Annotated in this window: 23 protein-coding genes and 1 tRNA gene; 9 read left to right on the top strand and 15 right to left on the bottom strand. The window is 68.4% G+C overall.

Going from position 1 to position 25,798, the window contains the following annotated elements:
* Positions 1-32: 32 nt before the first annotated feature.
* Genes ELQ92_RS07115 through ELQ92_RS07095 form a run of 5 tightly spaced genes read right to left on the bottom strand, consistent with a single transcriptional unit; the run spans position 33 to position 4,801 of the window.
* Positions 33-797: an ABC transporter ATP-binding protein gene (locus ELQ92_RS07115; protein ID WP_128498297.1), complete on the bottom strand. Its 765-nt coding sequence runs from the start codon at positions 795-797 to the stop codon at positions 33-35.
* The gene (locus ELQ92_RS07110) at positions 787-1,551 is read right to left on the bottom strand and encodes an ABC transporter ATP-binding protein (RefSeq protein ID WP_208004267.1); all 765 of its coding nucleotides are present in this window, start codon (positions 1,549-1,551) and stop codon (positions 787-789) included. Before ELQ92_RS07110 ends, ELQ92_RS07115 begins: the two co-directional genes overlap by 11 nt.
* Positions 1,548-2,687 (bottom strand): branched-chain amino acid ABC transporter permease, encoded by a 1,140-nt coding sequence (locus ELQ92_RS07105; protein ID WP_243694913.1) that lies wholly within the window; start codon positions 2,685-2,687, stop codon positions 1,548-1,550. The genes ELQ92_RS07110 and ELQ92_RS07105 overlap by 4 nt, the downstream gene beginning before the upstream one ends.
* On the bottom strand, positions 2,671-3,555 hold the full coding sequence (locus ELQ92_RS07100; RefSeq protein ID WP_128498296.1) for a branched-chain amino acid ABC transporter permease: 885 nt from the start codon (positions 3,553-3,555) through the stop codon (positions 2,671-2,673). Before ELQ92_RS07100 ends, ELQ92_RS07105 begins: the two co-directional genes overlap by 17 nt.
* Before the next feature lie 10 nt (positions 3,556-3,565).
* Complete coding sequence (locus tag ELQ92_RS07095; protein WP_208004266.1) at positions 3,566-4,801, bottom strand: amino acid ABC transporter substrate-binding protein; 1,236 nt, start codon at positions 4,799-4,801, stop codon at positions 3,566-3,568.
* 131 nt (positions 4,802-4,932) lie between these two features.
* On the opposite strand from ELQ92_RS07095, the gene ELQ92_RS07090 reads away from it, so the two are divergent.
* Complete coding sequence (locus tag ELQ92_RS07090; protein WP_128498295.1) at positions 4,933-5,949, top strand: LacI family DNA-binding transcriptional regulator; 1,017 nt, start codon at positions 4,933-4,935, stop codon at positions 5,947-5,949.
* An 80-nt stretch (positions 5,950-6,029) separates the two neighbouring features.
* Here the strand turns inward: ELQ92_RS07090 and ELQ92_RS07085 are convergent.
* Positions 6,030-6,104: transfer RNA gene (locus ELQ92_RS07085), tRNA-Arg, on the bottom strand.
* 322 nt (positions 6,105-6,426) lie between these two features.
* Between ELQ92_RS07085 and ELQ92_RS07080 the strand changes: the two genes are divergently transcribed.
* Positions 6,427-8,985 (top strand): LamG-like jellyroll fold domain-containing protein, encoded by a 2,559-nt coding sequence (locus tag ELQ92_RS07080; RefSeq protein ID WP_208004265.1) that lies wholly within the window; start codon positions 6,427-6,429, stop codon positions 8,983-8,985.
* Between the two features lie 50 nt (positions 8,986-9,035).
* On the opposite strand, the gene ELQ92_RS07075 is transcribed toward ELQ92_RS07080, so the two are convergent.
* The 4 genes from ELQ92_RS07075 to ELQ92_RS07060 form a co-directional block, all read right to left on the bottom strand.
* The gene (locus tag ELQ92_RS07075; protein WP_128498293.1) at positions 9,036-9,539 is read right to left on the bottom strand and encodes an HNH endonuclease; all 504 of its coding nucleotides are present in this window, start codon (positions 9,537-9,539) and stop codon (positions 9,036-9,038) included.
* A gap of 349 nt (positions 9,540-9,888) precedes the next feature.
* Positions 9,889-10,701 carry a C40 family peptidase gene (locus ELQ92_RS07070; RefSeq protein WP_128498292.1) on the bottom strand — a complete coding sequence of 271 codons (813 nt, stop codon included), beginning with the start codon at positions 10,699-10,701 and terminating at the stop codon, positions 9,889-9,891.
* Between the two features lie 256 nt (positions 10,702-10,957).
* On the bottom strand, positions 10,958-12,028 hold the full coding sequence (locus ELQ92_RS16250) for a M23 family metallopeptidase (protein ID WP_243694912.1): 1,071 nt from the start codon (positions 12,026-12,028) through the stop codon (positions 10,958-10,960).
* Between the two features lie 189 nt (positions 12,029-12,217).
* Entirely contained in the window at positions 12,218-12,931 is a 714-nt protein-coding gene (locus tag ELQ92_RS07060) for an iron-dependent transcriptional repressor DtxR (RefSeq protein ID WP_128498291.1), read from the bottom strand.
* Between the two features lie 111 nt (positions 12,932-13,042).
* On the opposite strand from ELQ92_RS07060, the gene serC reads away from it, so the two are divergent.
* Positions 13,043-14,155 carry a phosphoserine transaminase gene (gene serC, locus ELQ92_RS07055; protein ID WP_128498290.1) on the top strand — a complete coding sequence of 371 codons (1,113 nt, stop codon included), beginning with the start codon at positions 13,043-13,045 and terminating at the stop codon, positions 14,153-14,155.
* A gap of 60 nt (positions 14,156-14,215) precedes the next feature.
* On the opposite strand, the gene ELQ92_RS07050 is transcribed toward serC, so the two are convergent.
* Both ELQ92_RS07050 and ELQ92_RS07045 read right to left on the bottom strand, forming a co-directional pair.
* On the bottom strand, positions 14,216-14,857 hold the full coding sequence (locus ELQ92_RS07050) for a DUF3027 domain-containing protein (RefSeq protein ID WP_128498289.1): 642 nt from the start codon (positions 14,855-14,857) through the stop codon (positions 14,216-14,218).
* A complete protein-coding gene (locus ELQ92_RS07045) occupies positions 14,850-15,233 on the bottom strand; it encodes a cold-shock protein (protein ID WP_128498288.1) in 384 nt (127 codons plus the stop codon). The genes ELQ92_RS07050 and ELQ92_RS07045 overlap by 8 nt, the downstream gene beginning before the upstream one ends.
* 196 nt (positions 15,234-15,429) lie before the next feature.
* On the opposite strand from ELQ92_RS07045, the gene ELQ92_RS07040 reads away from it, so the two are divergent.
* The 3 genes from ELQ92_RS07040 (at position 15,430) to ELQ92_RS07030 (ending at position 19,334) form a co-directional block, all read left to right on the top strand.
* On the top strand, positions 15,430-15,705 hold the full coding sequence (locus ELQ92_RS07040; protein ID WP_128498287.1) for a multidrug ABC transporter ATPase: 276 nt from the start codon (positions 15,430-15,432) through the stop codon (positions 15,703-15,705).
* A gap of 28 nt (positions 15,706-15,733) precedes the next feature.
* Entirely contained in the window at positions 15,734-17,602 is a 1,869-nt protein-coding gene (locus ELQ92_RS07035; RefSeq protein WP_128498286.1) for a helicase-associated domain-containing protein, read from the top strand.
* A 91-nt stretch (positions 17,603-17,693) separates the two neighbouring features.
* Positions 17,694-19,334, top strand: a complete 1,641-nt coding sequence (locus tag ELQ92_RS07030; protein WP_128498285.1) for a DNA repair helicase XPB — start codon at positions 17,694-17,696, stop codon at positions 19,332-19,334.
* Positions 19,335-19,364: 30 nt separating this feature from the next.
* Here ELQ92_RS07030 and ELQ92_RS07025 read toward each other — a convergent pair whose 3' ends face one another.
* Together ELQ92_RS07025 and folP are read right to left on the bottom strand one after the other, a co-directional pair.
* Entirely contained in the window at positions 19,365-20,138 is a 774-nt protein-coding gene (locus ELQ92_RS07025) for a pyrimidine reductase family protein (protein ID WP_128498284.1), read from the bottom strand.
* Positions 20,131-21,060 (bottom strand): dihydropteroate synthase, encoded by a 930-nt coding sequence (gene folP / locus ELQ92_RS07020; protein WP_128498283.1) that lies wholly within the window; start codon positions 21,058-21,060, stop codon positions 20,131-20,133. Before folP ends, ELQ92_RS07025 begins: the two co-directional genes overlap by 8 nt.
* Before the next feature lie 89 nt (positions 21,061-21,149).
* Between folP and ELQ92_RS07015 the strand changes: the two genes are divergently transcribed.
* The 3 genes from ELQ92_RS07015 (at position 21,150) to ELQ92_RS07005 (ending at position 24,067) form a co-directional block, all read left to right on the top strand.
* Positions 21,150-21,845 (top strand): response regulator transcription factor, encoded by a 696-nt coding sequence (locus ELQ92_RS07015; RefSeq protein ID WP_128498282.1) that lies wholly within the window; start codon positions 21,150-21,152, stop codon positions 21,843-21,845.
* Positions 21,846-21,859: 14 nt separating this feature from the next.
* Positions 21,860-23,653, top strand: coding sequence for a sensor histidine kinase (locus ELQ92_RS07010; protein WP_128498281.1), 1,794 nt, complete (start codon positions 21,860-21,862; stop codon positions 23,651-23,653).
* A 126-nt stretch (positions 23,654-23,779) separates the two neighbouring features.
* On the top strand, positions 23,780-24,067 hold the full coding sequence (locus ELQ92_RS07005) for a WXG100 family type VII secretion target (protein WP_128498280.1): 288 nt from the start codon (positions 23,780-23,782) through the stop codon (positions 24,065-24,067).
* Positions 24,068-24,157: 90 nt separating this feature from the next.
* Here ELQ92_RS07005 and groL read toward each other — a convergent pair whose 3' ends face one another.
* Positions 24,158-25,777, bottom strand: coding sequence for a chaperonin GroEL (groL, locus tag ELQ92_RS07000; RefSeq protein WP_128498279.1), 1,620 nt, complete (start codon positions 25,775-25,777; stop codon positions 24,158-24,160).
* Positions 25,778-25,798 lie beyond the last annotated feature (21 nt).

Raw genomic sequence — 25,798 nt, 5'->3', positions numbered from 1 at the left:
TGTGATCGATGGTGCGGCAGCGTCCGCGCGGCTCAGGAGCGCGTCGACGCGTCCGTGCCGGAGGAGGGCTGACCGCCCAGATAGAGGTCGGCGAGAGTCGGATCCGCGAGCAGTTCCGCAGCCGGGCCGGAGATGTGCACGCGACCGAGGTCGAGCACGCAGCCGATGTCGGCCGTCTCCAGGGCACGCCGTGCATTCTGTTCCACGAGGAGTACCGCCGTTCCGGCGTCGCGCATCCGCGCCACCTGCTCGAAGACCTTCGCCGTCGTCTTGGGGTCGAGACCCATCGAGGGTTCGTCGAGCAGTACGACCTTGGGACTGACCATGAGGGATCTGGCGAACTCGACCTGCTTCTGCTGGCCGCCCGAGAGCAGGCCGGCCAGCTGCTTCCACCGCTCCCCCACGATGGGGAAGAGGTTCTGGACGAACTCGACGCGTTCCCGCACGACCTTCTCATCGGAGACGGTGAAGGCACCGAGCATGACGTTCTCACCCACGGTCATCTCCCGGAAGACGCTGTGTCCCTGGAGGACGTGCGCCAACCCGTTCTGCAGCATCCGTTGCGGCCCGTCCCCGGTGACGTCCCGCCCGTCGATGCGGATGCTGCCCGACCGCGGAACGAGCATCCCGCTCGCCACCTTCAGCACCGTCGACTTGCCCGCGCCGTTGGGCCCCACGAGGCACACGACGGAGGACGGCGGCACGACGACGGACAGACCGCGGAGGACGAGGGCTGCGCGCCCGTATCCGGCCTCGATGTCGTGCAGTTCGAGGAGGTTCTTCGATTCAGACTCCAAGGTAGGCCTCCAGGACTCGCGGGTCGCGTTGAATGATCTCGGGAGCGCCCTCGGCGATCGGTCGACCACGATCGAAGACCACGACGTGGTCGCAGAGACTCATGACCATCTCCATGTTGTGCTCGACGATGATGAAGGTCTTGCCCTCCGCATTGAGCTCCCGCACGAGGGTCGAGATGCGCCCGATGAGCGCGGGGTTCACGCCGCCGGCCGGTTCGTCGAGCATGATCGTGTCGGGCTCGCCCATGAGGACTCCCGCGAGTTCGAGGAGCTTCTGCTGGCCGTAACTCAGGTTGCGCGCCTCAGCGTGTTCGAGGTGGTCGATGCCGACCCGACGGAGCCAGCCGCGTGCGCGCTCCAGTTCCTCCTCGTCCCGGGCCGAGCGCAACTGCCGCCCGATGCTCGTGTGGCGGACGGCGACGAGCAGGTTCTCCATGACCGTCATCCGCGGGAACACCCGGCACAACTGGAAGCTCCGGCCGATCCCGGCACGCGCGATGCGGTCGGGGGACTGACGCGTGATCGTCTTGTCCCGGTAGAGGACGCTTCCCGAATCCGGTTTGATCATGCCGGTCACGCAATTGAAGAAGGTCGTCTTGCCCGACCCGTTCGGGCCGATCAGCCCGTTGACCTTGCCCTCCTGGAATTGCACGGAGGCACCGTCGACGGCGGTGACGCCTCCGAAGGTCTTGGTCATGTCGACCGTGCGAAGGTTGTCCACCGCGGTCGCGCCGTGGTCTCGCTGGGCGTTCATGGGGTCTCCTCTCCGGACGCGTCCGGACGTCGTGGTGGAACCGTCTCCGCACTTCGCGCCCGGTTCTCTTCGAGCAGTTCTCCGGCGGTGACCTCTCGGATCGACGCCTGGTTCGACGACCGGGTGAAGAGCGCCTTGACCGCGGGGATGATGCCGTCCGGCATGAAGAGCACGACGACGCCGAGCAGGATTCCGGTGGCGATGAGATGGAACTGTGTGTCTCCGAACTCGAGCTTGAAGTACTCGAGGGCGGAACCGACGACGACGGCGCCGAGCAGCGGGCCGAACAGGTTGCGGACCCCTCCGAGGAGCGCCATGAGCACCATGTAGGAGCCGATGAGGATCGAGAACTGGAAGATCGGGTCGAGGTCGCCGAACCAGAGCGCGTACAGCCCGCCACCGAAGGAGACGAAGACGGCGGACAGGACGTAGGCGATGAGTTTGTACTGGGTCGTCGGGACGCCCAGGGACTGGGACTTGTCCTCGTCCTCTCGGATCGATTTGAGCGCCGTCCCGAATTTCGATCGGTCGATGATCCACCAGACGGCGAGCGCGACGGCGAGCAGTGCCGCGAACAGGTAGTAGAACACGCGGTGGTGCTCGGGCCTCAGAAGGTCGGGGAACGGGCGCGGAACGGTCAATCCCTCGGAGCCCCCGGTCACGTCACGCCAGCTCTGGAAGACCAGGAGCAGGATGAGGACGAAGGCGATCGACACGATCACGAACGACGCACCGCGGACCCGGAGAGCGGCGATCCCGACGGGGATCGCGATGATCGCCACGAGCAGGGCCGCCACGAACCAGGCCAGGAAGCTCGGCAGCGCGAAGTTCCTGATCAGCAACGCGGTGCCGTATGCGCCGAGCCCGAAGTAGGCGGCGTGCCCGAGGGAGATGTACCCCGTGAAACCGCCCATGAAGTTCCATCCCGTGGACAGCACGGCGTAGTTCAGGATCACGACGCCGGCGGACAGGATGTACGGGTTCGGCGCGATCGTCGGGAAGGCGAGCACGAGCGCTGCTCCCACGACCAGAAGTGTGATGCGGACCCACTTCGACCACGACGGGCGGACGGGGGCGGACGGGGCGACCACGATCGTCTCGGTGATCACGGGGCCGGGGTTAGAAGCGCTTGGCAAGTCGACCTCCGAAGAATCCCTGCGGGCGGAACATGAGGGTGAGGAACAGAGCGATGTAGAACACGGTCTGCGCCCACGTCGGACCCATCGGAAGCTGCAGGAGACTCTGGGCGACGCCGAGGACGAGCGCCGCGATGGCTGCTCCCGGGATGCTGCCGAGTCCGCCGACGACGATGATCGCCATGAGCGGTCCGATCCAGTGCCAGTGCAGCGACGGATAGATCGTGGCGTCGAGCGAGAGCGCGGTGCCACCGATCGCCGCGGTGGCGAGCCCCAACCCGAAGCCGTAGCCCGCGACGCGGTCGGTGTTGATTCCGACGAGCCGGGCGGCTTCGGGATGCTGGATCGTGGCACGCAGCGCCTGACCGAACCGCGTGTACTTCAGCAGGAGGAACAGCAATGCGAGCGACAGCGCCGCCAGACCGAAGGCGATCAGTTTCACCACCGGCACCTGCGCGCCGAAGAGGTTGAGACTGTCGCTGGCATAGGAGAGCGGGATTCGGCGCTGGGTGCCGGTGAAGAGGAAGCCGAGTCCTCCCTCGATCACGAGGGCGACGGCGAAGGTGAGGAGCACCGACATCATCGTCAGGGTGAGGGGCTTCAGACGCGAGACGAGCAGTCGCTGTATCAGCACCCCGATGACGAAGAAGAGCGGGACGGTGACGACGAGGGAGAGGAGAGGATCGATGCCCATCTCACGATTGATCCACCACGCGAGGTAAGCGGCGAGGACGAGGAAGGCGGCGTGCGCGATCATCACGACGCGCATGATCCCGAAGTAGAGCGTGAGGCCCGCCGCCAGGAGGGCGTAGAGCCCTCCCAGCAGCACGCCGAGGATGACTGCCTGCAGCAGGAGCGATGCACTCACGATGGGCGGATCACCACGCCGGCTTCGGGAAGAGGAAGTCGGCCTCCTTGACGTCCTCGGGGAGGACGATCAGGATCTCCCCGCCGATCCACTGCTGGATCAGGTGCGCGCCGGTGGGCTTTCCCGTCTCGTCCCAGCTGAGGGGTCCGACGACCGTGTCGACCGTGTTGTCTCGCAGCCAGTCGATGAGCTCCTGCTGGCATTCGCCCTGCTCGGCACAACCGACGGCCTCCACGGCGGCGGCGACGACCTGACCGGTCGTGTACGCGTTCGCCTCGTCCTCCGACGGCGGGTTGCCGTGCATCTCCGTGTACTTCTCGACGAACTCGACGTTGCTCTCGAACTCCGACTGTGGCGAATAGCCGGTGGGAGCGAGGATGCCCTCTGTCGCGTCTCCGATGGCTGCGGCGAACTCGGGGTTCGTGGGGGCGGTGGAGAACGCGGCGAGCTCCGGCTGGTAGTCGAGCTGCTGGAGCGCGATGATCAGGTTGACCGCGTCCTGATACTGGGTGCCGCCGATCACGATGTCGGCGTCCGCTTGCGCGATCTTCGCCGCAATGGTGGAGAAGTCGGTGGTATTGGGCGGGTAGACCTCATTGACGAGCACCTCGACACCGCCCGCTTCGAGCTTGTCCCTCAGACCGTAGGCGGTTCCCTGGGCGAACGGATCGTCCATTGACGCGACGGCGGCGGTCTCCGGGCGGTCCTCAGCCGGGAGAGCGAGCAAGTAGTCGGCGAGATTGTTGTAGTGGTCGTTGGCGACCGCGGGGGCCGCGTAGAAGAGGTTGTCGAACCCCTGCTCGAAGACTTCGGCGGCGGCGCCGGCCGGTTCGACGAACAGCATCCCGTACTCCTGCGCGACGCGGGCCGACGGCACCACGAGGCGGGTGGAGAACGGGCCGAACACGAGGTCGACGCCGTCCTGGGCGATGAGCGACTCGTAGTCCGAGACGACTCGGTCGGAATTGGACTGGTCGTCGAGGATCTTCAACTCGACCTGTCGGCCCAACAGTCCGCCGTTCTCGTTGACGATGTCGCGCCACGCCTCGTAGCCGCGCTCCACGCCCTTCCCGGGCTCGGAGAAGTCTCCGGTCAGGGGGAGCGAGATGCCGATGACGATCGGATCGTCCGATCCTCCCCCGCCCTGGCCGCCACCGCCTCCCGAGCAACCCGAGATAGTGATGGCGGCGATGGATGCCATCGCTATCGCCCCGACGATCCGTGAACCGTACTGTGGTGCAGGCATCGTTGCCCTCCTACGTCATCGTAGCGGAAGCGCTTTCGTAAGCGCTTCCGCCACTATAGTGGGAGGTCTGGAACGAGAGCAACAGGAAGCGCAACTGCAGCTGCGACTCTGTTCGGCGGGCGGAGGAGAGCATGAAGCGAGCAGGTCTGCCGCGACTCGTCGATGTGGCCGAGGCCGCCGGGGTCTCCCTCGCGAGCGCGTCGCGCGCGATCAGCGGAGGTTCGGGTATCTCCCCCGATGTCGCCGCCCATGTCCGCCGCGTCGCACAGCAGCTCGGGTACGAACCCAACATGCATGCGCGTGGGCTTGCTGGCGGGCTTGTGCCGACGATCGGCCTCGTCGTGCACGAGATCGGTGATCCGTATTTCGCCGACATCGCCAGCGGCGTGATCCGCAGCGCCTCCCTCGAAGGCCGCTCCGTTCAGATCGCACAGGCGGAGCGCACCCCGGAGAACGAACTCGCCCAGGTACAGGCGCTGCTGCGGCAGAGGATCGGCGCGATCATCATCGCCGGCTCCGGGTACGCCGACACGACTCGCGAGGCCACCATGGCGGAGACTCTGGCGGAGTTCACCCTCGGGGGCGGTCGGGCCGCCGTGATCGGACGCCACCACCTCCCCGTGGATTCCGTGCTCCCCGACAACCACGGTGCCGGCGTGACGATGGGACGTCACCTCGCCGAACTCGGGCACCGCCGTGTCGGCGTCGTCGCCGGCCCGCTCGACCTCAACACCGTGGCCGATCGCGTCGCCGGTCTCCGCGCGGGCCTGAGCGACGCGGGCGCGACGCTGACCGTGGTCTCCCACCCATTCACGAGGGAAGGGGGAATCGCCGGCGCGCGCGATCTCCTCGACCAGGACGTCACGGCGATCGTCGGACTGAACGATGCGATGGCCATCGGGATCCTCGGCGAACTCCGGAACAACAGGATCCGCGTGCCCGAGGACATGTCGGTCGTCGGATTCGACGACATCGCCGTCGCCGCGGACGTCGCCCCGGCGCTCACGACGGCGCGCATCCCGATGTTCGAGATGGGACGGCACGCCGTCGCCCTGATCCTGCGGCCGCCGATCGACGAGCCGCGAACCATCGCCACGACGCACGAGCTCATCGTCCGAGCGTCATCGGGCCCGCCGCCCGCGTCCTGACCACGGGCTACGGGAGCCTCGTCGGCGGGATTGCGCGGAGCGACGCCCACATTCGGCTCTGGGTTCTCGAGACGAACATTTGGTGCCCCTGGAGGGACTCGAACCCCCAACCAACTCCTTAGGACGGAGGTGCTCTTCCATTGAGCTACAGAGGCCGGCGTCCTCGAGTCTATCGGACGCGTTCCTCGCCACCATAAGTCCGCGGTCGCTCGCGCGCCGCCGTCCTCGGTAGTCACTTTGAGCGGTTTGCGTCGCGTCTACGAGGCGTAAACCGCTCAAAGTGACTACCTCACATGGCGGCAGAGCCGCGGATCGAGCGCGCACGCCCGGATGATCCCCTCCACGTACCCGGCGTTCACCCACGGGACAGGTGCGGGCGCGACGCGGGTCACGCGGGGTTCACGGCGAGCCGGAAGCGTTGGCACGTTCCCATCGGGAGCGCTCACCTCCACTCGACACACTCCGAAGGACACCCCTGTGCATTCATCCCCCTCCGCCCACGTGGGCGGATCCGGTCGACGCCGGCTCGCGGCTCGCGGAACCGCGGCAGCGGCCGCTGGCGCGGTCGCGCTGAGCCTCTTCGCCGCGGCCCCCGGCACCCCCGCCGTCGCCGCTCCGGAAGACCTCGCGTCGCGCTTCACGTTCGCCGTGCTTCCCGACACGCAGTTCTACTCGCGCTACTCCTCCGACCAGTTCGTGCCCCGCTACGGCACCGACCCGTTCCGTGTGCAGACCGAGTTCCTCGCGGAGAACGCCGACGCGCTCAACATCCCGTTCGTCGCGCACCTCGGCGACGTCGTCGACCGCGTCGGCACGACGCGTGAGTGGGAGGCAGCCGACGTCGCGATGCGCACGCTCGACGAGGCTCCGCTCCCCTACTCGATCCTCCCGGGCAACCACGACGTCCGGAACTCGAACGACCAGTTGAGCGACGTCGACTACGACCTCGCCAACGAGCCGTTCCTCGACTGGTTCGGGCCGGACCGCGCCGCGGGCGTCTCGACGTTCGAGGGCAGCGACCCGACGGGACTCAGCCAGTACCACGTGTTCGAGGCCGAGGGCCAGGAGTTCATGGTGCTCGCCATGACGTGGCGTGCGTCCGAGCAGACCTTCCAGTGGGCGCGTGATGCGATGGCGGCGCACCCCGACGTGCCGGTCATCCTCACGACCCACTCGCTCCTCAACATCGACGCCGACCAGGAGACGCCGCGCGACACCGAGTACGGCGACAAGCTCTGGACGGACCTCATCGCACCGAGTGACCAGATCTTCCTCACGCTCAACGGCCACTTCCACGGCGCGACGAAGCAGACGAAGATGAACAACGCCGGTCACCCCGTCACTCAGGTCCTCATGGACTACCAGATGGCGTACGAGGGCGGGAACGGCTACCTCGGGCTCATGGAGTTCGACCTCACGGGCAACGCGATCAACGTGCAGACGGCCTCGCCGTGGGTCGTCGCGAAGCCGCAGGAGACCCTGACGAGCTACGACCAGCCCTTCCTCGAGGCGCCGGGTCAGCAGTTCACGATCGACATCGACTTCGCGGAGCGTTTCGCCGCGTTCGACCCCTCCTTCACTGCGGGTGAGCCGACGCAGCCGAAGCTCACGCAGGTCGCGCGGGACATCCTCCTCGACGGTTTCGAGGGCCCGGACCCCGTCTCCACGGAACTCCCGGGCAACTCCCTCGACTACCTCGAGGCCGACGGCACCGTCGCGCACTGGCGCATGGGCTCGCTCGACGAGGGCGTGCTGCCCGAGGGCGGCGTCGTCCCCGACGTCGCGAACGGCAACGACCTCACCCGGGCGACCCTCGAGGAGTCCGGCTCCACGACCGCCGAGGTCGGCGACGTCACGATCGTGAAGGACGACGTGCACGGGTACTCGTCGGACGGAGCGGCGATGTGCTTCTCGAACGCCGACCAGGCCGCCGGTCGCTTCAGCTACCTCGAGACGGCCGTCGACGCCCCCGCGAACGATGAGACCTTCGAGGACGGCTACACCCTCGAGACCTTCCTCAAGCTCGACGACAGCTGGACCGCCGACAAGAACGGCTGGTCGAAGGCCATTGTCCGCTCGGGCAACCGCTCCGAGCTCCCCGGCATGCCGTGGTCGCAGTGGGATTTGACCGCGTCCCCCGCCGCGCTCGGCATCTCGAACCTCCGCGAGTTCCAGTACACCGAGGTCCCCGTCGAGACGACGAAGGGCGACCGCACCGCGTGGTCCGGCGAGATCATGACGGAGAGCTGGGCTCACGTCGCGATCGTCAACGACCCCGGCACGAGCACCACGACGATGTACGTCGACGGCGCCCCCGTGCTCCGCAACGCCACCGACACGCTCGGACAGTCGATCAACGAGAACACGACGTGGCTCTTCGGCGCCGACTTCGTCGACAACGCCGCCCGCAACGGCTGGAACGGCTGCATCGGCGAGACGCGCGTCCTCGACCACGCGACCGGCCCGGCCGAGTGGCTCACTCAGCGCGCCGATCTCAGCACCCTGAGCGTCGACGCGCCCACGGGCACCCTGCCGTGGGATACGGAGCTGACGGAGCTCTCGGGCACCGGTTTCCCGGGCGCCGAGGTCACGATCGCTGACGCTCCCGTCGACGCCGCGGCCCGCGCCGCCGGCGACCTCATGGGTTCGACGACGGTCGCTGAGGACGGGACCTGGACGGTCTCGTTCGCCGGCCCTCTCGCCGCCGGAGACTACGACGGTTCCGTGTTCCAGGCACTCGGTGCGCGCGCATCGGACGCCGTCGCGCTCGACTTCGCGATCGCCGCGGCGCCCGCCGAGCCGACACCGGAGCCGTCTCTCCCGGGAACGGGTCCGGACGGCCCGACAATTCCGGGAGACTCGGACGGCGACTCCCCCGCCGACGGTGACGACGCGGCCGGAGACTCCGCCGGCGACGACCTCGCCGTCACCGGAGCGACCGTCGCGCCCTGGCTCGTCGGCTCCGCGATCGCCCTCCTCCTCGCAGGAGCGGTCATCGTGATCGCTCGCGCACGTCGCGAGCACACCACGGACTGACGTCCCGCACACGAACGCCCCGCCCAGCCCCGGGCGGGGCGTTCGTCGCGTCAGGCGGCGAAGCCGACGTCGAGGTAGCGGTCCCAGACGGGAGTCGTCCGTTCGACGCCGCGCACGGCCCACGTCGGCCCGTGCGGCGTCTTCGGCGTCAGTCGCAGCTGCCACCCCATCTCGGCCGGAGTCCGGTCGCTCTTGAGGTTGTTGCATTTGAGGCAGCACGCGACGAGGTTCTCCCACGAGTCCTCGCCCCCGCGGGAGCGCGGCAGGATGTGGTCGATCGTGGTCGCCGTCTTGCCGCAGTAGCCGCAGTGATTCCCGTCCCGGCGGAGGACGCCGCGTCGCGTGACCGGCACGCGCCGGGCGTGCGGGATGCGCACGTAGCGCGTCAGGACGATCACGCTCGGCCGATCCCACGACCCGGAGGCCGCCCACACCGGGTGACCGGTGTCGACCTCCACGACGGTCGCCTTGTCGTTCATCACGAGCATGAGGGCCCGCTTGAACGACACCACGGCGAGTGGTTCGTATCCTGCATTCAGCACCAGTGTGCGCATCGGTTGTTCCTCTCGAACGGCCGCTTGGGTTTCCGGTAATTCGAACTGCACCGACACGAGACGAGGGGACGGGGATTTCAGGCAACAGAAAAGGGCACCGTCACGTAGACGGCGCCCTTCATTCGCTCGGCTCGAGACCGAGGCACAGTTGGCTGAAATGCTTCAGGACGTACAGGCCGCGCGCATCCGTGGGGTGGATACCCGTGACCCTGTCCATTCGGCTCCCCTTCTCCTCGAGAAGTGTCAGAGCATCAGAGTACCCCCGAGGGGGACGGAAACCGAACGGAACCCGTCGAACGTCGACGTGTCGTCACGCAGTGTTCACGGGGTCCGCGCGACCGCACGCGCGTCAACCGGCGATACGGACGATCGAGTAGTCACTCGTCCAGATGGGGCGCATCTGGACGACCTTGCCCGGCCGCGGCGCGTCGAGGATCATTCCGTTCCCGGCGTAGAACCCGTCGTGGCCCGACATCATCACGAGGTCGCCCGGGCGCGCCTCCGACAGTGGGATGCGCGTGCCCACCGCGGCCTGACCGCTCACCGAGTGCGGCAGGCTGATGCCGAACTTCGCGTAGACGTACATCACGAACCCGGAGCAGTCGAAGCCCGAGGGCGTCGAGCCGCCGAAGACGTACGGAGTGCCCCGATACTGCAGGGCAGCCTGGAACACCGCGTCGAGGCTGAAGGACGGCGTGGGCACGGAGCCACTCGCGACGGATCCGGAACCCGTCGAAGCGGACCCAGACGAGGACGACGCCGCAGCCGCGGCGGCCGCCTGGGCGGCGGCTTCGGCGGCTTCGGCGGCTTGCTCGGCCTCAGCGGCCGCCCGTGCCGCGGCGAGCTCTTCCGTGCTCGTGGCGCCGTAGCCTCCCGCGTCGGCTCCGGCGAGATCGGCGCCGCCATCGAGCGTGAGCGACTGCGTCTCGAGGCGCGCCGACTCGAACGTCGTCGGCGTCTCAGGCCCTGGGCCCGTCGCGAAGGCGGGAAGCGCCGTCGTACTGAACATTCCGGCGACGATGGCCGCACTGATGGCGCGGGCGCGGAGCTTCTTCACTCGCGATGCTGCCCGGAACCGGCGCTCGACGTCTCGACGAGCCGCGCGTGAATCGGCGAGCGGCGGCACCGGGCGGCGGGAACGGTGGGAGTCGGAAAGGCTCACGAGTGATTCTCCACTGCCCGCCCGGAGCGGCTCGAGCCGACCGCCTCGTTGTGTGGTTCTCGGGTCGATCACCGGGACGAGGAACGGGCACCCGGGTCGCGGTTCGCGCGTCGGGAGGCGCGCGAACTCGATCAACCTTAGGCGCCGACCACGGCCGCGTCGAATTGTCGAGCGTGATTGGTCACGAAACCGTAACGATTCTCAGCAATCATGAAGACTCGCGAGACGATCGGCGACGCCGTCGCGCCGGACTGGGTCAGGCCGCGCCGTTCGCGCGGAGCCAGGCCATCGGGTCGACGAGCGAGCCGTTGATCTTCACCTCGAGGTGGAGGTGGTTGGCCGTCGATCGACCGGTGCTTCCGACCTGTCCGATGATCTGGCCGGCACTGACCTTCTGACCGACCTGGACGGCGCGCGTGCCATAGGTCATGTGAGCGTAGAGGGTGCTGACCGTCTGCCCGTTGATGACGTGGTCGATGACGACGGCGACTCCATACCCGAAGTAGCTCTCCGTCGAGATGCGGACGGTTCCGTCGGCGATCGCGCCGATGGCCGTGCCCCCAGGGCACAACATGTCGACACCGTTGTGAGCGCCGCCGCGCGAACCGAAACCGTCGCCGATGGTCGCCGTGACGGCAAGCGGGTAGCGCACCTGGCCTGAGCCGGCGATCGCGCCGAAGATGGCCGAGCCTCCGGAGCCACCGGAGCCACCGGAACCGCTCGTGAGGCCGGCCTCCGCGGCGGCCTTGCGCGCGGCCTCGGCCGCCGCAGCCGCCTTCTTGGCCTCTTCGGCCGCCTTCATCGCCGCGATCTCCTCAGGGGTCGTAGCGCCGTAGACGTCGCGATTCACGGTGAGTGTCTGCGCTGCCGACGAGACGACGAGGGTCTGCGCCGATTGCTGCGCGTACGAGTGCACGCTCTCGGTCGTCGCAGCGTCGGGGGCGACCGCGTACGCGGGAAGGGCCACGGTGGCGAACAAGCCGGGGACGACGAGGGCAACGATGGCCGTCGAGCGGAACGACTTGCGCGCCGGGCTCTGCTTCACGGCCGAGGCGGGAGCGGTGCGGGCGGGGACACGCCCAGAGGCGCCCGAGCCGGCCGGAGCCGACGCTCGCGCGTTCACCGACGGGACCGAGGGGGCGGAGCGCTGCTGCCGGGTCGACGTGGTCGCGGGGACGTCACGACGCAACGAGCGACGCGAGGGGAGCTCCGGAGCATCACGGTCGTTGCGAATCGCGTCGTCCGGGTTGCCTGGCGTCGAGGGAGCTGACAGGACCAATAGGGTGACCTCCGGCGTCCCGAGCCCGTGAAGGGCAGCTCTCGTCACGACCAAGGTGGTGGCTTCTCCCCACGAGGTGACGAGTCTCGGGACGACTCGCAGGGGGTCCGTCGGTCGGCTTCTGACCTTTGGACTTCACCGAGAATACGCGACGATCAGCGGAAACGCACGTCCTCCCGGACACCATTAACGCGAAGGTAACGGAAAGATAACAACGAATCTCGCCGTGACCAGGGCTTATTCGGCCGTGATGGGTGAGAGGACCGCGACGTAGATGTGGCCGGCCACCTCGGCGGGGAGCTCGAGGCCGTCTCCGTGCCCCTCCACCCGGACGAGGACGTAGGAGCCCGACGGCGAGAAGGTGGCGGTGGCCCCCGGCGTGACTCCGGCCTGCTTGAGCTGGAGGAGGAGTTCCGGCTCGAACTGCACCGGCTCGGCGAGACGCCGGACCGTCGCGAGAACGGGACCGGTGGCCGAGCGCACGACGTCGACGACGTTCGAGAGACCCTCGGTGAAGACGGCCGCTCGCGGGCCTCCGAGCTCCTCGAGTCCCGGGATCGGGTTGCCGTACGGCGACTCCGTCGGGTGGTCGAGGACCTCGAGGAGCTTGCGCTCCACTTGCTCGCTCATGACGTGCTCCCAGCGGCAGGCCTCCTCGTGCACGAACTCCCACTCGAGCCCGATCACGTCGCTCAGGAGCCGCTCGGCGAGGCGGTGTTTGCGCATCACGTGCACCGCGCGTCGGCGCCCCTGCTCGGTCAGTTCGAGGTGGCGGTCGCCCGAGACGACGACGAGGCCGTCGCGCTCCATCCGACCGACGGTCTGCGAGACGGTCGGTCCCGAGTGACCGAGACGCTCCGAGATGCGCGCGCGCAGGGGGACGATGTTCTCCTCCTCGAGATCGAGGATCGTGCGGAGATACATCTCCGTTGTGTCAATAAGGTCGGTCATCGACATCCCCTTCGAATTCACGCATGCGACCCCCAGCCTACTGTTTCGACGGGCCGCTCCTGCGCACGTCACGAACCGCGACGCACAGCGCCTCGGCCCTAGAATCGAGCCATGCCTGAGCTCGTGATCCCCCGTGACCTCCTGCCCGCCGACGGACGATTCGGCTGCGGCCCCTCGAAGGTCCGCCCGGAGCAGATCGCCGCGCTGCAGGACGCGGGCACGCTGCTCCTTGGCACGTCGCACCGCCAGGCGCCGGTCAAGTCGCTCGTCGGTGACGTGCGTCGGGGGCTCGCGGACCTCTTCCGCCTCCCCGACGGCTACGAGATCCTCCTCGCGAACGGCGGCTCGACGTCGTTCTGGGACGCCGCGGCCTTCTCGCTCATCGAGCGTCGGAGCCAGAACCTCGCGTTCGGTGAGTTCGGCCAGAAGTTCGCGACCGCCGCCGCCGCTCCGTGGCTCGAGGCCCCCGACGTCCGGAAGGTCCCGGGCGGGAGCCTCGTGGCCTCCGAGCCGGTCGAGGGTGTCGACGTCTACGCCTGGCCGCACAACGAGACGTCGACGGGCGTCATGGCACCCGTCCGCCGAGTGAACGGCGATGCCGGCGCGCTCACGGTCGTCGACGCGACGAGCGCCGCGGGTGGTCTGTCCGTCGACATCGCCGAGACCGACGTCTACTACTTCGCGCCGCAGAAGAACTTCGCCTCCGACGGCGGCCTCTGGTTCGCCGCCGTATCCCCCGGGGCGATCGATCGCATCGAACGGATCGCGGCGAGTGACCGATACATCCCCGAGACCCTGTCGCTCGCGAACGCGGTCTCCAACTCCCGTCTCGAACAGACCCTCAACACGCCCGCGATCGCGACGCTCGTCATGCTGCGGGCGCAACTCGAGTGGATCAACGGCAACGGCGGGCTGCCGTGGGCGAGCGAGCGCACGGCGACGTCCGCGGCGACGCTCTACGACTGGGCCGAGCGGACCGCTTACACGACGCCGTTCGTCGAGGAGCCCGCTGCGCGCTCGAACGTGGTCGTCACGATCGACTTCGACGAGTCGGTCGATGCCTCGGCGGTCGCGAAGGCGCTGCGTGCGAACGGGATCGTGGACACCGAGCCCTATCGGAAACTCGGGCGCAACCAGCTGCGCGTCGCCACGTTCGTCGCGATCGAGCCTTCGGACGTCGAGCAGCTCGTGCGTTCGATCGAGTTCGTCGTCGACGCCCTCTGAGCATGGGGGAATGAGAACGGGCCGGTCGCATCGCGGCCGGCCCGTTCCGCATCCTCAGCGTCAGCGTCGACGACCGTCGTACTCCTCGGTGTCGTCATCGTCATCGTCATCGTCATCGTCGGTGTCGTCATCGTCATCGTCATCGTCGTCGTCATCGTCGTCGTCGTCGTCCGAATCCGCGTCGTCGATGTCCACCTCGTCGATGTCGAGATCATCGTCGGCCACGAGATCGGACTCGTCTACCTCGTCGTCGTCTACCTCGTCGTCGTCCGCCTCGTCGCTCTCGCCGATCGCCTCATCGGAGACCGCAGGCTCTTCCTGCGAGGCGCGCCAGTCGGCGAGTCGCTCGGACCACGGGACCCAATCGGGAGCGACGAGAGCGCCCTCCCCTGGCAGCAGCGACACCTCGAGCACGGTCGGATCCGCGTCATCCACTCGGGCGATCGTGACGGTCCAGAACCAGCCGACGTAGCCGTCGAGCCTGCTCGCGAACCGCACCGAGAGCACATGCTCGGCCTCGACGATGTGTCCGGCGTCCTCTCCGACCGTCTGCTCCGGCGTCGTCTCGATGAGTGCGGCGCGAGCCAGCGCGCGCGCACCGACGAGCACCTCGTCGGCGACGATCTCGCGCGACCCGAGTGCGTCCTCCGTGGCCGACTCCGAGGGCGCCTCCCCCGCGGCCGCCGTGTCGGCGTCAGACATCGAGCTCGTCGGCGACGCGGCGGAGCACCGCCGCGACCTTGCGCGCGTGGGGACCGTCGGGGTACCGCCCCTTGCGGAGACCGGCTCCGAGGCCATCGAGAAGCTTCACGAGGTCCTCGACGATGATCGCCATGTCGTCCGCGGACTTGCGCTTCATCTTCGCGAGGCGCGGCGGAGCTTCGAGAAGGCGGACGGAGAGTGCTTGCGCTCCCCGCTTGCCGTCGGCGATGCCGTACTCGAGTCGCGTCCCCGTCTTGACGCTCGTGACGTCGGCGGGCAGAGCCGACGCGTGGAGGAAGACCTCGTTTCCGTCGTCTCCGGCGATGAAGCCGAAGCCTTTGTCGTCGTCGTAGAACTTGACCTTGCCGGTGGGCATGGGGGAACCTCGCTGTGGATCGAAACGCCGATCGTGTCGGCGTCGGGGGGTGTCACCCCTGGATCATCCCAGGAGCGGACGACGCTCACGCCGCCCTCCCAGTTTAGTCGGGCGGTGGCCCGAAGTCCCGCGGTCGCACGCGACGCGATGGGGAGGTCGGCCCCCGAGCCGGACGCGTTGGGCATATCCTGACAGCGTGACCCCTCCGACGACGCCGAGCCCGACGCGTTTCGAACGCATCCTGACGTTCATGCTCGTCGGCGTCTCCCTCGTCTCCGTCGTCTGCCTCGTCGTCGTGCTCATCGCCACGTGGGTCGGGACCACCGATTTCGGCGGCAGCGTCTGGCCCGTCGTCGCCATGACGCCGTACTTCGGACTCCCGGTCGCCTTCCTCATCCTGTTGACCCTGCTCATCGTCGCGACGGTTCGCCGGGCCCGAACGGCGCGTCAAGCGGACAGCGAGCGGAGTTGACCATGCGTGTGCCGGCGAGCAGGCCGGAGTGACCGACACTCTCGCGCTCGCGGGCGCACTCCGCCGCTGGGACGACGACAGACTCTCCGCCCTCCTGGCCGCTCGCGGCGTCCCGGACGACGCGCACATCTCCGACCTGTTCGATCTCGCCGAGTACCTCCTCGACCGGTCCCGACTGGAAGCCACCGTCCGGCGCCTCGACCGCCGAACCCTCGTGGTACTCACCGCCGCCGCCGAACTGGCGCGCCCCTTCGCGTTCGAGGAACTCATCGCCCTCGTGGATCGACGAGGGGGTGACGTGCAGTGGGACGCCGACGACCTCGCGGCGGCTCGGTCGCGAGCCGAGACCGCCGGCCTTCTCCTCGTCGAGGACCTGGACGTCCCGATCGATGCAGTGGGGGCAGCCCTGCACGCCGTCGACGACGGCTCCCTGGCCCTCGACGCGCTCCTCTCCGCGCCCCGACCGAGCGCGATCTCGCCGACCGCCGATGCGGCGACCGTCTCCGCGGTCGCCGTGGAACGAGCGTTCCTCGCCTCGGCGCGAACCGGCGACCTCCTCGATGCCCTACTGCGCCACCCCGCCCGCGAACTCGGGCGGGGTGGACTCTCCCTCCCGGACGCTCGATATCTGTCCACGGTGATCGGGGCGGACGTCGACGCGGTCGGACGTCTCATCGAGCTCGCCGGCGCAGCGGGCCTCGTCGCGCTCGAGGACCGCTCGTGGCTCGTCACCAGGACCGGTCTCGAGTGGCTCCGTCTCGGGATCGGCGAGCGCTGGCGGACGCTCGCCGAATCGTGGCTCTCGAGCATCTCCCCCGAGATCCTCGCCGTCATGACCTCGACGCGGCATGGTCAGCTCGGAGAACGGCTCGAGGCGTTCGCGCGGTGGTGGTTCCCCGCAGGCGGCGACTGGCTCGCGAGCCGCGTCGAGCGACTCGCTGCCCGTTCCGACATCCTCGGGCTCACCGTCGGTGGCGTGTGGAGCCCTGTCGCGATCGCTCTCCTCACCCGCGGAGTCGGCGCGGCGACGGCCGTCCTCGCGCCGGACCTGCCCGGCGAGGTCGACAAGGTGTACGTCCAGAACGACCTCACGATCATCGCGCCGGGCCCACTCGTCGCGGGACTCGACCGAACACTCCGGACGATGACCGACCTGGAGTCACGCTCACACGCCTCGACCTACCGGTTGTCGCCGCAGAGCGTCGGTCGGGCCCTCTCAAACGGTTCCACCCGGGACGAGATCCTCGGATTCCTCCGTTCCGTCTCCCTCTCGGGAGTCCCTCAGCCCGTCGAGTACGTCGTGTCGGAGGCCGCGTCGCGTCACGGTCTCATCCGCGTGGGTCCGTTCTCGCCCCATGATGGCGCGAATGCGACCGGGACGTCCTACGTCCGCTCGTCCGATCGCGACTACCTCGCCGCCATCGGCGTCGATCAGGCGCTCTCACCCCTCGCACTCCGGACCCCGTCTCCCGGGGTGACGGATCGCCTCGAGACGACGTTGCCACCGGACGTCGTGTTCTGGGCGCTCCAGGACGCCCGCTACCCCGTTGCTCCGGAGAGCCTCGACGGCTCGATCGTCCTGCTCGGCCGGGAGCGACTCGCGACGGAACGGTCGAGGACGTCCGCGGAAACGGGCGGCCTTCTCGAACGCTTGCGATCGTCGAGGGGCGCCGAGGGCGAGGCCACCGACGCCGCGTGGCTCTCGCGGCAACTCGACGAGGCCGTGAAGCGACGCAGCACCATCACGGTCGTCGTCCGCTTCCCGGACGGGTCCGATCGTGAGTTCCGACTCGAGGCCACGGGACTGTCAGGGGGTCGCTTGCGGGGGCGGGACGCGAAGGCCGATGTGGAGCGCACCGTTCCCGTGCGCAGCATCGTCTCGGTTCTCCCGAACTGACCGTCGAGGTGTGTACGACCACACCCCTCCACCGGCCGCTCGGCCACTCCCGTGCACCCACGACCCGCAACGCCGCCTAGACTTGACCCTCATGTCCGACGGCCCGCTCATCGTCCAAAGCGACCGCACCGTACTGCTCGAGGTCGCCCACCCCCAGGCAGACGATGTGCGCCACGAACTCGCTGTCTTCGCCGAGCTGGAACGCGCGCCGGAGCACGTCCACACCTACCGGATCACCCGGTTGGGGCTGTGGAACGCACGCGCGGCGGGACACGAGGCCGCCGACATGATCGCCACCCTCGAGCGCTTCTCGAAGTTCCCGTTGCCGCAGAGCGTCGTGATCGACATCGAGGACACCGTGTCCCGTTATGGCCGCCTGGTCATCGAGCGCGGCGACGACGGAGCTCTCGTCCTCCGCTCGACGGATGAGGCCGTACTCGCCGAAGTCTCACGCGCCAAGCGCATCGCCCCGCTCCTGATCGGGCACCCCGCGCCCAACGTCTTCCTCGTCGACGCGTGGGCCCGCGGCCAGCTCAAGCAAGAGCTCGTGAAGCTCGGATGGCCCGCGGAGGACCTCGCCGGCTACACGCCGGGGACTCCGCACGCGATCGACCTCGCGGAGTCGGGGTGGTCGATGCGCGACTACCAGTCGCAAGCGGTGTCGAGTTTCTTCGACGGAGGCTCCGGAGTCGTCGTGCTGCCGTGCGGCGCCGGCAAGACGATCGTGGGAGCCGGTGCCATGGCGACGGCCGCCACGACCACGCTCATCCTCGTCACGAACACCGTGTCGGCTCGACAGTGGCGCGACGAGTTGCTCCGTCGTACGAGCCTCACCCCCGAGGAGATCGGCGAGTACTCGGGGGAGACCAAGGAGGTGCGACCGGTGACGATCGCTACCTACCAGATCCTCACCGCCAAGCGGAAGGGCGAGTACGCCCACCTCGCTCTCCTCGACGCCCTCGACTGGGGCCTCGTGATCTATGACGAGGTGCACTTGCTCCCCGCCCCGGTGTTCAAGCTGACGGCCGAACTACAGGCCCGCCGACGACTCGGCCTGACCGCGACGCTCGTGCGCGAGGACGGCCGGGAGGGCGACGTGTTCAGCCTCATCGGGCCCAAGCGCTTCGATGCGCCCTGGAAGGAGATCGAGGCCCAGGGCTACATCTCGCCGGCCACGTGCTACGAGGTCCGGGTCGATCTGCCCGCGAGCGACCGGATGAGTTACGCCGCGTCCGCCGACGACGAGCGATACCGGCTCGCCGCGACCGCTCCTGCGAAGCTCGACGTCGTGCGGCGCCTCATCGACCGGCACGACGGCGAGCGCATCCTCGTGATCGGCCAGTACCTCGATCAGATCGACGAGATCGCGCAGACGCTCGGTGCGCCGAGCATCACCGGCTCGACCCCCATCGACGAGCGGGAGCGGCTCTACCAGGCCTTCCGGGTCGGGGAGGAGAAGATTCTCGTCGTCTCGAAGGTCGCGAACTTCTCAGTCGATCTACCGGAGGCCACGGTCGCGATCCAGGTCTCGGGATCGTTCGGGTCCCGCCAAGAGGAGGCGCAGCGTCTCGGCCGACTCCTGCGGCCGAAGGAGTCGGGCATCCCCGCGAGTTTCTACACCCTCGTCGCGCGCGACACGGTCGATCAGGACTTCGCCCAGAACCGACAGCGATTCCTCGCCGAGCAGGGCTACAGCTACACGATCCTCGACGCGGACACGATCGCCGCCTGACAGACCGGTTGGCCGTGGTCGTGGCCCGGGTCAGGATCCGGAGCGGACGTAACGCAGGAGCAGTGCTCCGTCCGCCTCGACGACGTGGGCGAGCCTCAGCGCCCGCGGCACGTCGGGCACAGCGCCCGACGCGATGCGGCCGGCATCGCCTCCCGCGAGCAGCGGCGTCACGGTGAGACAGACCTCGTCGACGGCGTCGCTGCGGATCAGTTCGCCGAACAGCGCGGGGCCGCCCTCCGAATGGATGCGACGGAGGTCGCGCGCCCACAAAGCACGACGCAACTCCGCTCCATCGACGTTCTCGTCCCCGCATTCGATCACGTCGGCGACGCGCTCGAGTGCGATGGCCTTTCCCCGGTCCGCGGCCCGCGACGTCAGGACCAACGGGCGTACGGGGGCGTCGCGGAAGATGCGGTCGTCAGGATCGAGATCGAGCGAGTTCGAGACGATGCCGAAGCGCGGCTGAGCCGCGAATCCGAGCGATGTACGCAGGCGCGAATGGTGATCGTCGACGACGAGGGGGCCGTAGCCCTCGGCACGGACCGTTCCGGCCGCGACGACGACGACATCGCACGCCACCCGCAGGAGATCGAAGACGCGCCGATCGGCGGCGGACCCGAGGCCGCCCGAGAGGCCGTCGACCGTCACGGCACCATCGACGCTCGAGACGAAGTTCACCCGCAGCCAGGGAGCGCCGTCCGTCGGAACCCGTTCCTCGTACCAGCCGAGCACGTCGTGGTCGCCCGTGTCCCGCCCGATCGAGCCGCCCGGAGACCAGACCCGGTCGAGAGCCGCCTCACTCATTGGCGTCTCCCGTGTTGTGCCGCAGCACCGCCGGTTCCCGGAACCCGAGGATCGCCTCGGTCATCCTCACGGCCGCGACGGCCTCGGCGACGTTGTGCATGCGGACGATCCGGGCTCCCTGGGCGATGCACAGCACCATCGCGGCGAGGGAGCCCTCGAGCCGTTCGCTCTTCGGCGCGTCGATGCTCTCCCCGACGAAGTCCTTGTTCGACACGGCGACAAGTGTCGGCAGCCCGATCGCGGTGATCTCAGCGAGCCGGCGAGTGAGCTCGAGACTGTGCAGCGTGTTCTTGTTGAGGTCGTGCCCGGGATCGATGACGAGCCGCTCCTCCGGCATCCCGCCGGTCATCGCTCGGTCCACGCGGTGCTCGAGGAACGCCGCGACCTCGCGCACCACGTCGTCGTAGCGGGGGCGGGGGTACACGGTGCGCGGCGCGGCGAGGCTGTGGGTGATGACGAGCGTCGCGGCGCTGTCGGCGACGACCGGCACGATCTCGGGGTGGTACAGACCCGTCGTGTCGTTGATGACGTCGGCACCCGCCGCGATACACGCACGAGCGACCGCGGGAAGGAACGTATCGACCGAGATCACGACGTCCGATCGCTCGCGGACGGCCGTGACGACCGGAAGGACCCTGTCGAGTTCGTCCTCAGCGGACAGCGGCGGACCGGGTGCGAAGGGGACACCACCGATGTCGATCCAGTCGGCGCCCGCCGCGACGGCCGCCTCGCACGCGTCGACGGCGCTCTCGAGCCCGAAGGTGCGGCCGCGATCGTAGAAGGAGTCGGGGGTGCGGTTGACCACCGCCATGACGGCCACGCTCGACGAGAAGTCGAACGTCCGGGCGCCGATCCGGCGGACGGGAGCGCGACGAGCGGCCCCCTCCGCGAGCGACGAGAGAGCTGCGGACGCGGAGGGCATGGGGCCATTCTGCCGCCCTCGGCACCACGCGCGTTGCGGCGGCCGCGCCCATTCAGGAAGGTTCCAGGGAACGTGCAGATAATGGCCTCATGACCGGCCCACGCATCCTGATCGTCGACGACGAACCCAACATTCGCGACCTCCTCACGACGAGTCTCCGTTTCGCGGGATTCGCCGTGCGCGCCGTCGGAAACGGCGCCCAGACCATCTCCGCCGTCCTCGAGGAAGAGCCGGACCTCATCATCCTCGACGTGATGCTTCCCGACATGAACGGCTTCGGCGTCACCAAGCGACTGCGTTCCGCCGGATACACCGCCCCCATCCTCTTCCTGACCGCCAAGGACGACACGGAGGATAAGATCACCGGCCTCACCGTCGGCGGCGACGACTACGTCACGAAGCCGTTCAGCCTCGACGAGATCGTCGCCCGCATCAAAGCGATCCTCCGTCGCACGATGCAGGCCGACGAGGACGCCGTGATCCGCGCTGGCGAACTCACGATGGATCAGGACACGCACGAGGTCCTCGTCGGGACGACGCCGGTCGAGTTGAGCCCCACCGAGTTCAAGCTCCTGCGCTACCTCATGCTCAACCCCAACCGAGTGCTCAGCAAGGCGCAGATCCTCGACCACGTCTGGGAGTACGACTTCAACGGCGACGCCGGCATCGTCGAGAGCTATATCTCCTACCTGCGCCGCAAGCTCGACCAGTTCTCGGCCGAGCCGCTCATCCAGACCAAGCGCGGCTTCGGTTACATGCTGAAGACCGCAGCGGCGAAGCCCTGAATCGCGGCCCCGGCGTGACGGAGGCCACCCCCAAGCGCGACTCCTGGACGGCTCTCGTCGAGAAGTCCGGTGACTGGTGGAACGGCATCTCACTCCGCACGAAGATTACCGGCGTCACGGTGCTCGTCCTGACCTTCGGCCTCCTGATCGCCGGCATCGGCACGATGGCGATCCTGAAGCCCGCTCTCGTGACACAAGTCGAAGCGCAACTCAGCACGATGACCGAGAGCAAGGTCAGCGCTTACATCGACGGCGACTCGAGCGCATTCGCTATGGCGTCCCAGAACGACCTCTACATGGCGCTCTACTCGTCGGACGGCACCCTCGTCGACCGGTCCTGGAGCAGCGACGACCGTCTGGCCCCGCGTATCTGGGACCGGATCCAGTTCGACAAGGCGCTCGCGAGCGCCGACGCGGGCACGATCGTGACGACGCCGAGCGCCGTCGGCAGCGGCACCGAGTTCCGCGGCCGCTTCGTCTCCGTCTACGCCCCAGGCTGCGACTCGTGCGCCCTCGTCTACGTGGCGGCGTCGATGCGTGGCACGGACACCATCGTCGCGACCTACCTCACGATCTTCTTCGGGCTCGGACTCGGGGTCATCGTCCTCGGGGCGCTCCTCACGCGCGTCCTCGTGACGAACACCTTCCTGCCACTGCGCGAGGTCGAGCACACCGCCGCTCGCATCGCCGACGGCGACTTCAGCCAGCGTCTCTCCGGGGCGACGCCGAACACCGAGGTCGGCCGGCTCAACCGCTCCCTCAACACGATGCTCGCGCGCATCGATCGGGCCTTCCGCGATCGAGCACGCGCGAACGAGCAGATGCGCCGCTTCGTGGGCGACGCGAGTCACGAGCTGCGCACGCCGCTCGTCACGGTCCGCGGCTACGCCGAGCTGTACCGCATGGGCGCGCTCCAGAAGCCCGACGACGTCGCACAAGCGATGGAGCGCATCGAGAAGGAGGCCATCCGGATGGGCGGGCTCGTCGAGGACCTTCTCGAACTCGCCCGCCTCGATGAGACCAAGCCCTTGCGCCTCGAACGCGTCGACCTGACACCGATCGCGCGAGACGCCGTCATGGACGCTCGCGCGGCGTCGCCCGGGCGTGACATCCGCGTCGTCATCGACTCCCCTCCCCCGCGGATCTCACCCGCCCGATCGCCCGAGGCCACCCCCATCCAGGCGCCGCCGCCTCCGACGATCGCCAAGCCGCGCAACGGCACGTCGACCGCCACGGGGCCGATGGCCCTCGCTGCCGGCACCCTTGCCCGGCTGCGCTCACGACGCCCGCGGAAGGGGCAGGAGGACGACGAGCAGCAGCTGACCCTGAACCCGACCGTGCACTTCACGGGGCCCACCCCGGACGTTCCGGCCATCGTCTTCGCCGAGGAGAACAAGCTGCGTCAGGTCGTCGCGAACCTCATGGGCAATGCTCTCCGCTTCACTCCCCCCGACTCGCCCCTCGAGGTCGGCGTCTCGGCGGATCCGATCCTGGGCCGGGCGACGATCGCCGTCATCGACCACGGGGAGGGGATCCCGCTCCAGATCCGGGACAAGATCTTCCAGCGCTTCTGGAGAGCGGATTCATCGCGTACCCGCGAGACGGGCGGCAGCGGTCTGGGGCTCTCGATCGTCGCGTCCATCATCGCAGCGCACCACGGCACGGTCACGGTCGTCGAGACGCCGGGTGGAGGTGCGACGTTCCGCGTCGAGCTCCCCCTCGCTCCGCCGCCGCTGCCCGATGACGGTCCCCTCGCCGTTCCCGTCCACGATGCCTCGGCGGACGCCCAGCGCTCGGACGAGGACTAGGCGACCCCAGCCCTCCGTTTCGCTCACTCGTCCACACAGCAGCCCCTGGACCGCCCCGCGCGCGTGAGACGGACCTACCGTCGGCGTGTGCATGCACGTCGCATGCACACAACCGAAAGGGGTGTCATGACGAGGTTCCAGGTCGACAGCGAGGCCGCAGCCAGGGTCGCAGCGAGCATGCGCGGCACGATCGAGCGGGTGCGCTCGGAGTGTGCATCGCTCCATGCGCAACTCTCCGAGCTTCAGTCGTCGTGGACGGGCTCCGCCTCGGCGGCGTTCCAGGGCGTCGTCGGCGAGTGGCGCTCGACGCAGCAGCGCGTCGAGGAGTCGCTCACGAGCATCAACACGGCGCTCGATCGCTCCGTGCAGAGCTACGTCGACGTCGAGCAGCAGAACGCCGCACTCTTCCGCTGAGGCGCGCGAAAAGACGGCGGGGCGCCTCCCGAAGGAGACGCCCCGCCGTCGTGCGTGGTGCGGTGTGCCCTGACTCGCAGAGCGTTCGGACTAGAAGTCCATGCCACCCGTGGGGTCGGCCGGGGCCGGAGCGTTCTTCTCCGGCTTCTCGGCGACGACGGCCTCGGTCGTGAGGAAGAGGCCGGCGATCGACGCGGCGTTGAGCAGCGCGGAGCGCGTGACCTTCACCGGGTCGTTGATGCCCGTCGCGAGCATGTCGACGTACTCACCGGTCGCGGCGTTGAGGCCCTGACCCGAGGGCAGGTCGCGCACCTTGGCGGCGACGACGCCCGGCTCGAGGCCAGCGTTGAGGGCGATCTGCTTGAGCGGGGCCTCGATGGCCACGCGCACGATGTTCGCGCCCGTCGCCTCGTCACCCGTGAGCTCGAGCTTCTCGAACGCGGTCTTGCCGGCCTGGATCAGGGCGACGCCACCACCGGCGACGATGCCCTCTTCGACGGCGGCCTTCGCGTTGCGAACCGCGTCCTCGATGCGGTGCTTGCGCTCCTTGAGCTCGACCTCGGTCGCGGCACCCGCCTTGATGACGGCGACGCCGCCGGCGAGCTTCGCGAGGCGCTCCTGGAGCTTCTCACGGTCGTAGTCGCTGTCGGTGTTCTCGATCTCCTTGCGGATCTGAGCGACACGGCCGTCGATCTGCTCCTTGGTACCGGCGCCCTCGACGATGGTCGTCTCGTCCTTCGTGATGACGACCTTGCGAGCACGACCGAGCAGGTCGAGCGTGACGTTCTCGAGCTTGAGTCCGACCTCTTCCGAGATGACCTGTCCACCCGTGAGGATGGCGATGTCCTGGAGCTGAGCCTTGCGGCGGTCTCCGAAGCCGGGGGCCTTGACGGCGACCGACTTGAAGATGCCACGGATCTTGTTGAGGACGAGGGTCGCGAGAGCCTCGCCGTCGACGTCCTCGGCGATGATGAGGAGCGGCTTGCCCGAATCGATGACGAGCCCGGCGATCGCCTGGATGTCCTTGATGTTCGAGATCTTGGAGTTGGCGATGAGGATGTAGGGGTCCTCGAACACCGTCTCCTGACGGTCCGTGTCCGTGACGAAGTACGCCGACAGGTAGCCCTTGTCGAAGCGCATGCCCTCGGTGAGTTCGAGCTCGGTGCCGAAGGTGTTCGACTCCTCGACCGTGACGACGCCTTCCTTGCCGACCTTGTCGATCGCGTCCGCGATGATCTCGCCGATCTGGATGTCGGCGGCGGAGATGGCGGCGGTGGCCGCGATCTCCTCACGGGTCTCGATCTCCTTGGCGGAGGAGAGCAGCTCGGCGCTGACCGCGGCGACGGCCTTCTCGATGCCCTTCTTGAGGCTGATCGGGTCTGCACCGGCCGCGACGTTGCGCAGGCCCTCGCGGACGAGCGCCTGAGCGAGGACGACCGACGTGGTCGTGCCGTCACCGGCGACGTCGTCGGTCTTCTTGGCGACCTCCTTGACCAGCTCGGCGCCGATCTTCTCGTACGGGTCGTCGAGTTCGATCTCCTTGGCGATGGACACACCATCGTTGGTGATCGTGGGGGCGCCCCACTTCTTCTCGAGGACCACGTTGCGGCCGCGCGGGCCCAGCGTGACCTTGACGGCGTCAGCGAGCTGGTTGAGTCCACGCTCGAGGCCGCGTCGGGCCTCTTCGTCGAAAGCAATGATCTTTGCCATGCGGTTTTTCGTCCCTCCCGG

It is taken from the genome of Labedella populi (assembly GCF_004078655.1).
GTDB lineage: Bacteria > Actinomycetota > Actinomycetes > Actinomycetales > Microbacteriaceae > Labedella > Labedella populi.
Note: the sequence above shows the minus strand (reverse complement) of the source record. Positions and strands in the feature narration are given on the sequence as shown.

Coding starts and splice junctions, on each gene's coding strand:
- ELQ92_RS07110 (WP_208004267.1), bottom strand. CDS start 1,551: ATGAACGCCCAGCGAGACCACGGCGCGACCGCGGTGGACAACCTTCGC.
- ELQ92_RS07095 (WP_208004266.1), bottom strand. CDS start 4,801: ATGCCTGCACCACAGTACGGTTCACGGATCGTCGGGGCGATAGCGATG.
- ELQ92_RS07090 (WP_128498295.1), top strand. CDS start 4,933: ATGAAGCGAGCAGGTCTGCCGCGACTCGTCGATGTGGCCGAGGCCGCC.
- ELQ92_RS07075 (WP_128498293.1), bottom strand. CDS start 9,539: ATGCGCACACTGGTGCTGAATGCAGGATACGAACCACTCGCCGTGGTG.
- ELQ92_RS07060 (WP_128498291.1), bottom strand. CDS start 12,931: ATGACCGACCTTATTGACACAACGGAGATGTATCTCCGCACGATCCTC.
- serC (WP_128498290.1), top strand. CDS start 13,043: ATGCCTGAGCTCGTGATCCCCCGTGACCTCCTGCCCGCCGACGGACGA.
- ELQ92_RS07050 (WP_128498289.1), bottom strand. CDS start 14,857: ATGTCTGACGCCGACACGGCGGCCGCGGGGGAGGCGCCCTCGGAGTCG.
- ELQ92_RS07045 (WP_128498288.1), bottom strand. CDS start 15,233: ATGCCCACCGGCAAGGTCAAGTTCTACGACGACGACAAAGGCTTCGGC.
- ELQ92_RS07030 (WP_128498285.1), top strand. CDS start 17,694: ATGTCCGACGGCCCGCTCATCGTCCAAAGCGACCGCACCGTACTGCTC.
- ELQ92_RS07025 (WP_128498284.1), bottom strand. CDS start 20,138: ATGAGTGAGGCGGCTCTCGACCGGGTCTGGTCTCCGGGCGGCTCGATC.
- folP (WP_128498283.1), bottom strand. CDS start 21,060: ATGCCCTCCGCGTCCGCAGCTCTCTCGTCGCTCGCGGAGGGGGCCGCT.
- ELQ92_RS07015 (WP_128498282.1), top strand. CDS start 21,150: ATGACCGGCCCACGCATCCTGATCGTCGACGACGAACCCAACATTCGC.
- ELQ92_RS07005 (WP_128498280.1), top strand. CDS start 23,780: ATGACGAGGTTCCAGGTCGACAGCGAGGCCGCAGCCAGGGTCGCAGCG.
- groL (WP_128498279.1), bottom strand. CDS start 25,777: ATGGCAAAGATCATTGCTTTCGACGAAGAGGCCCGACGCGGCCTCGAG.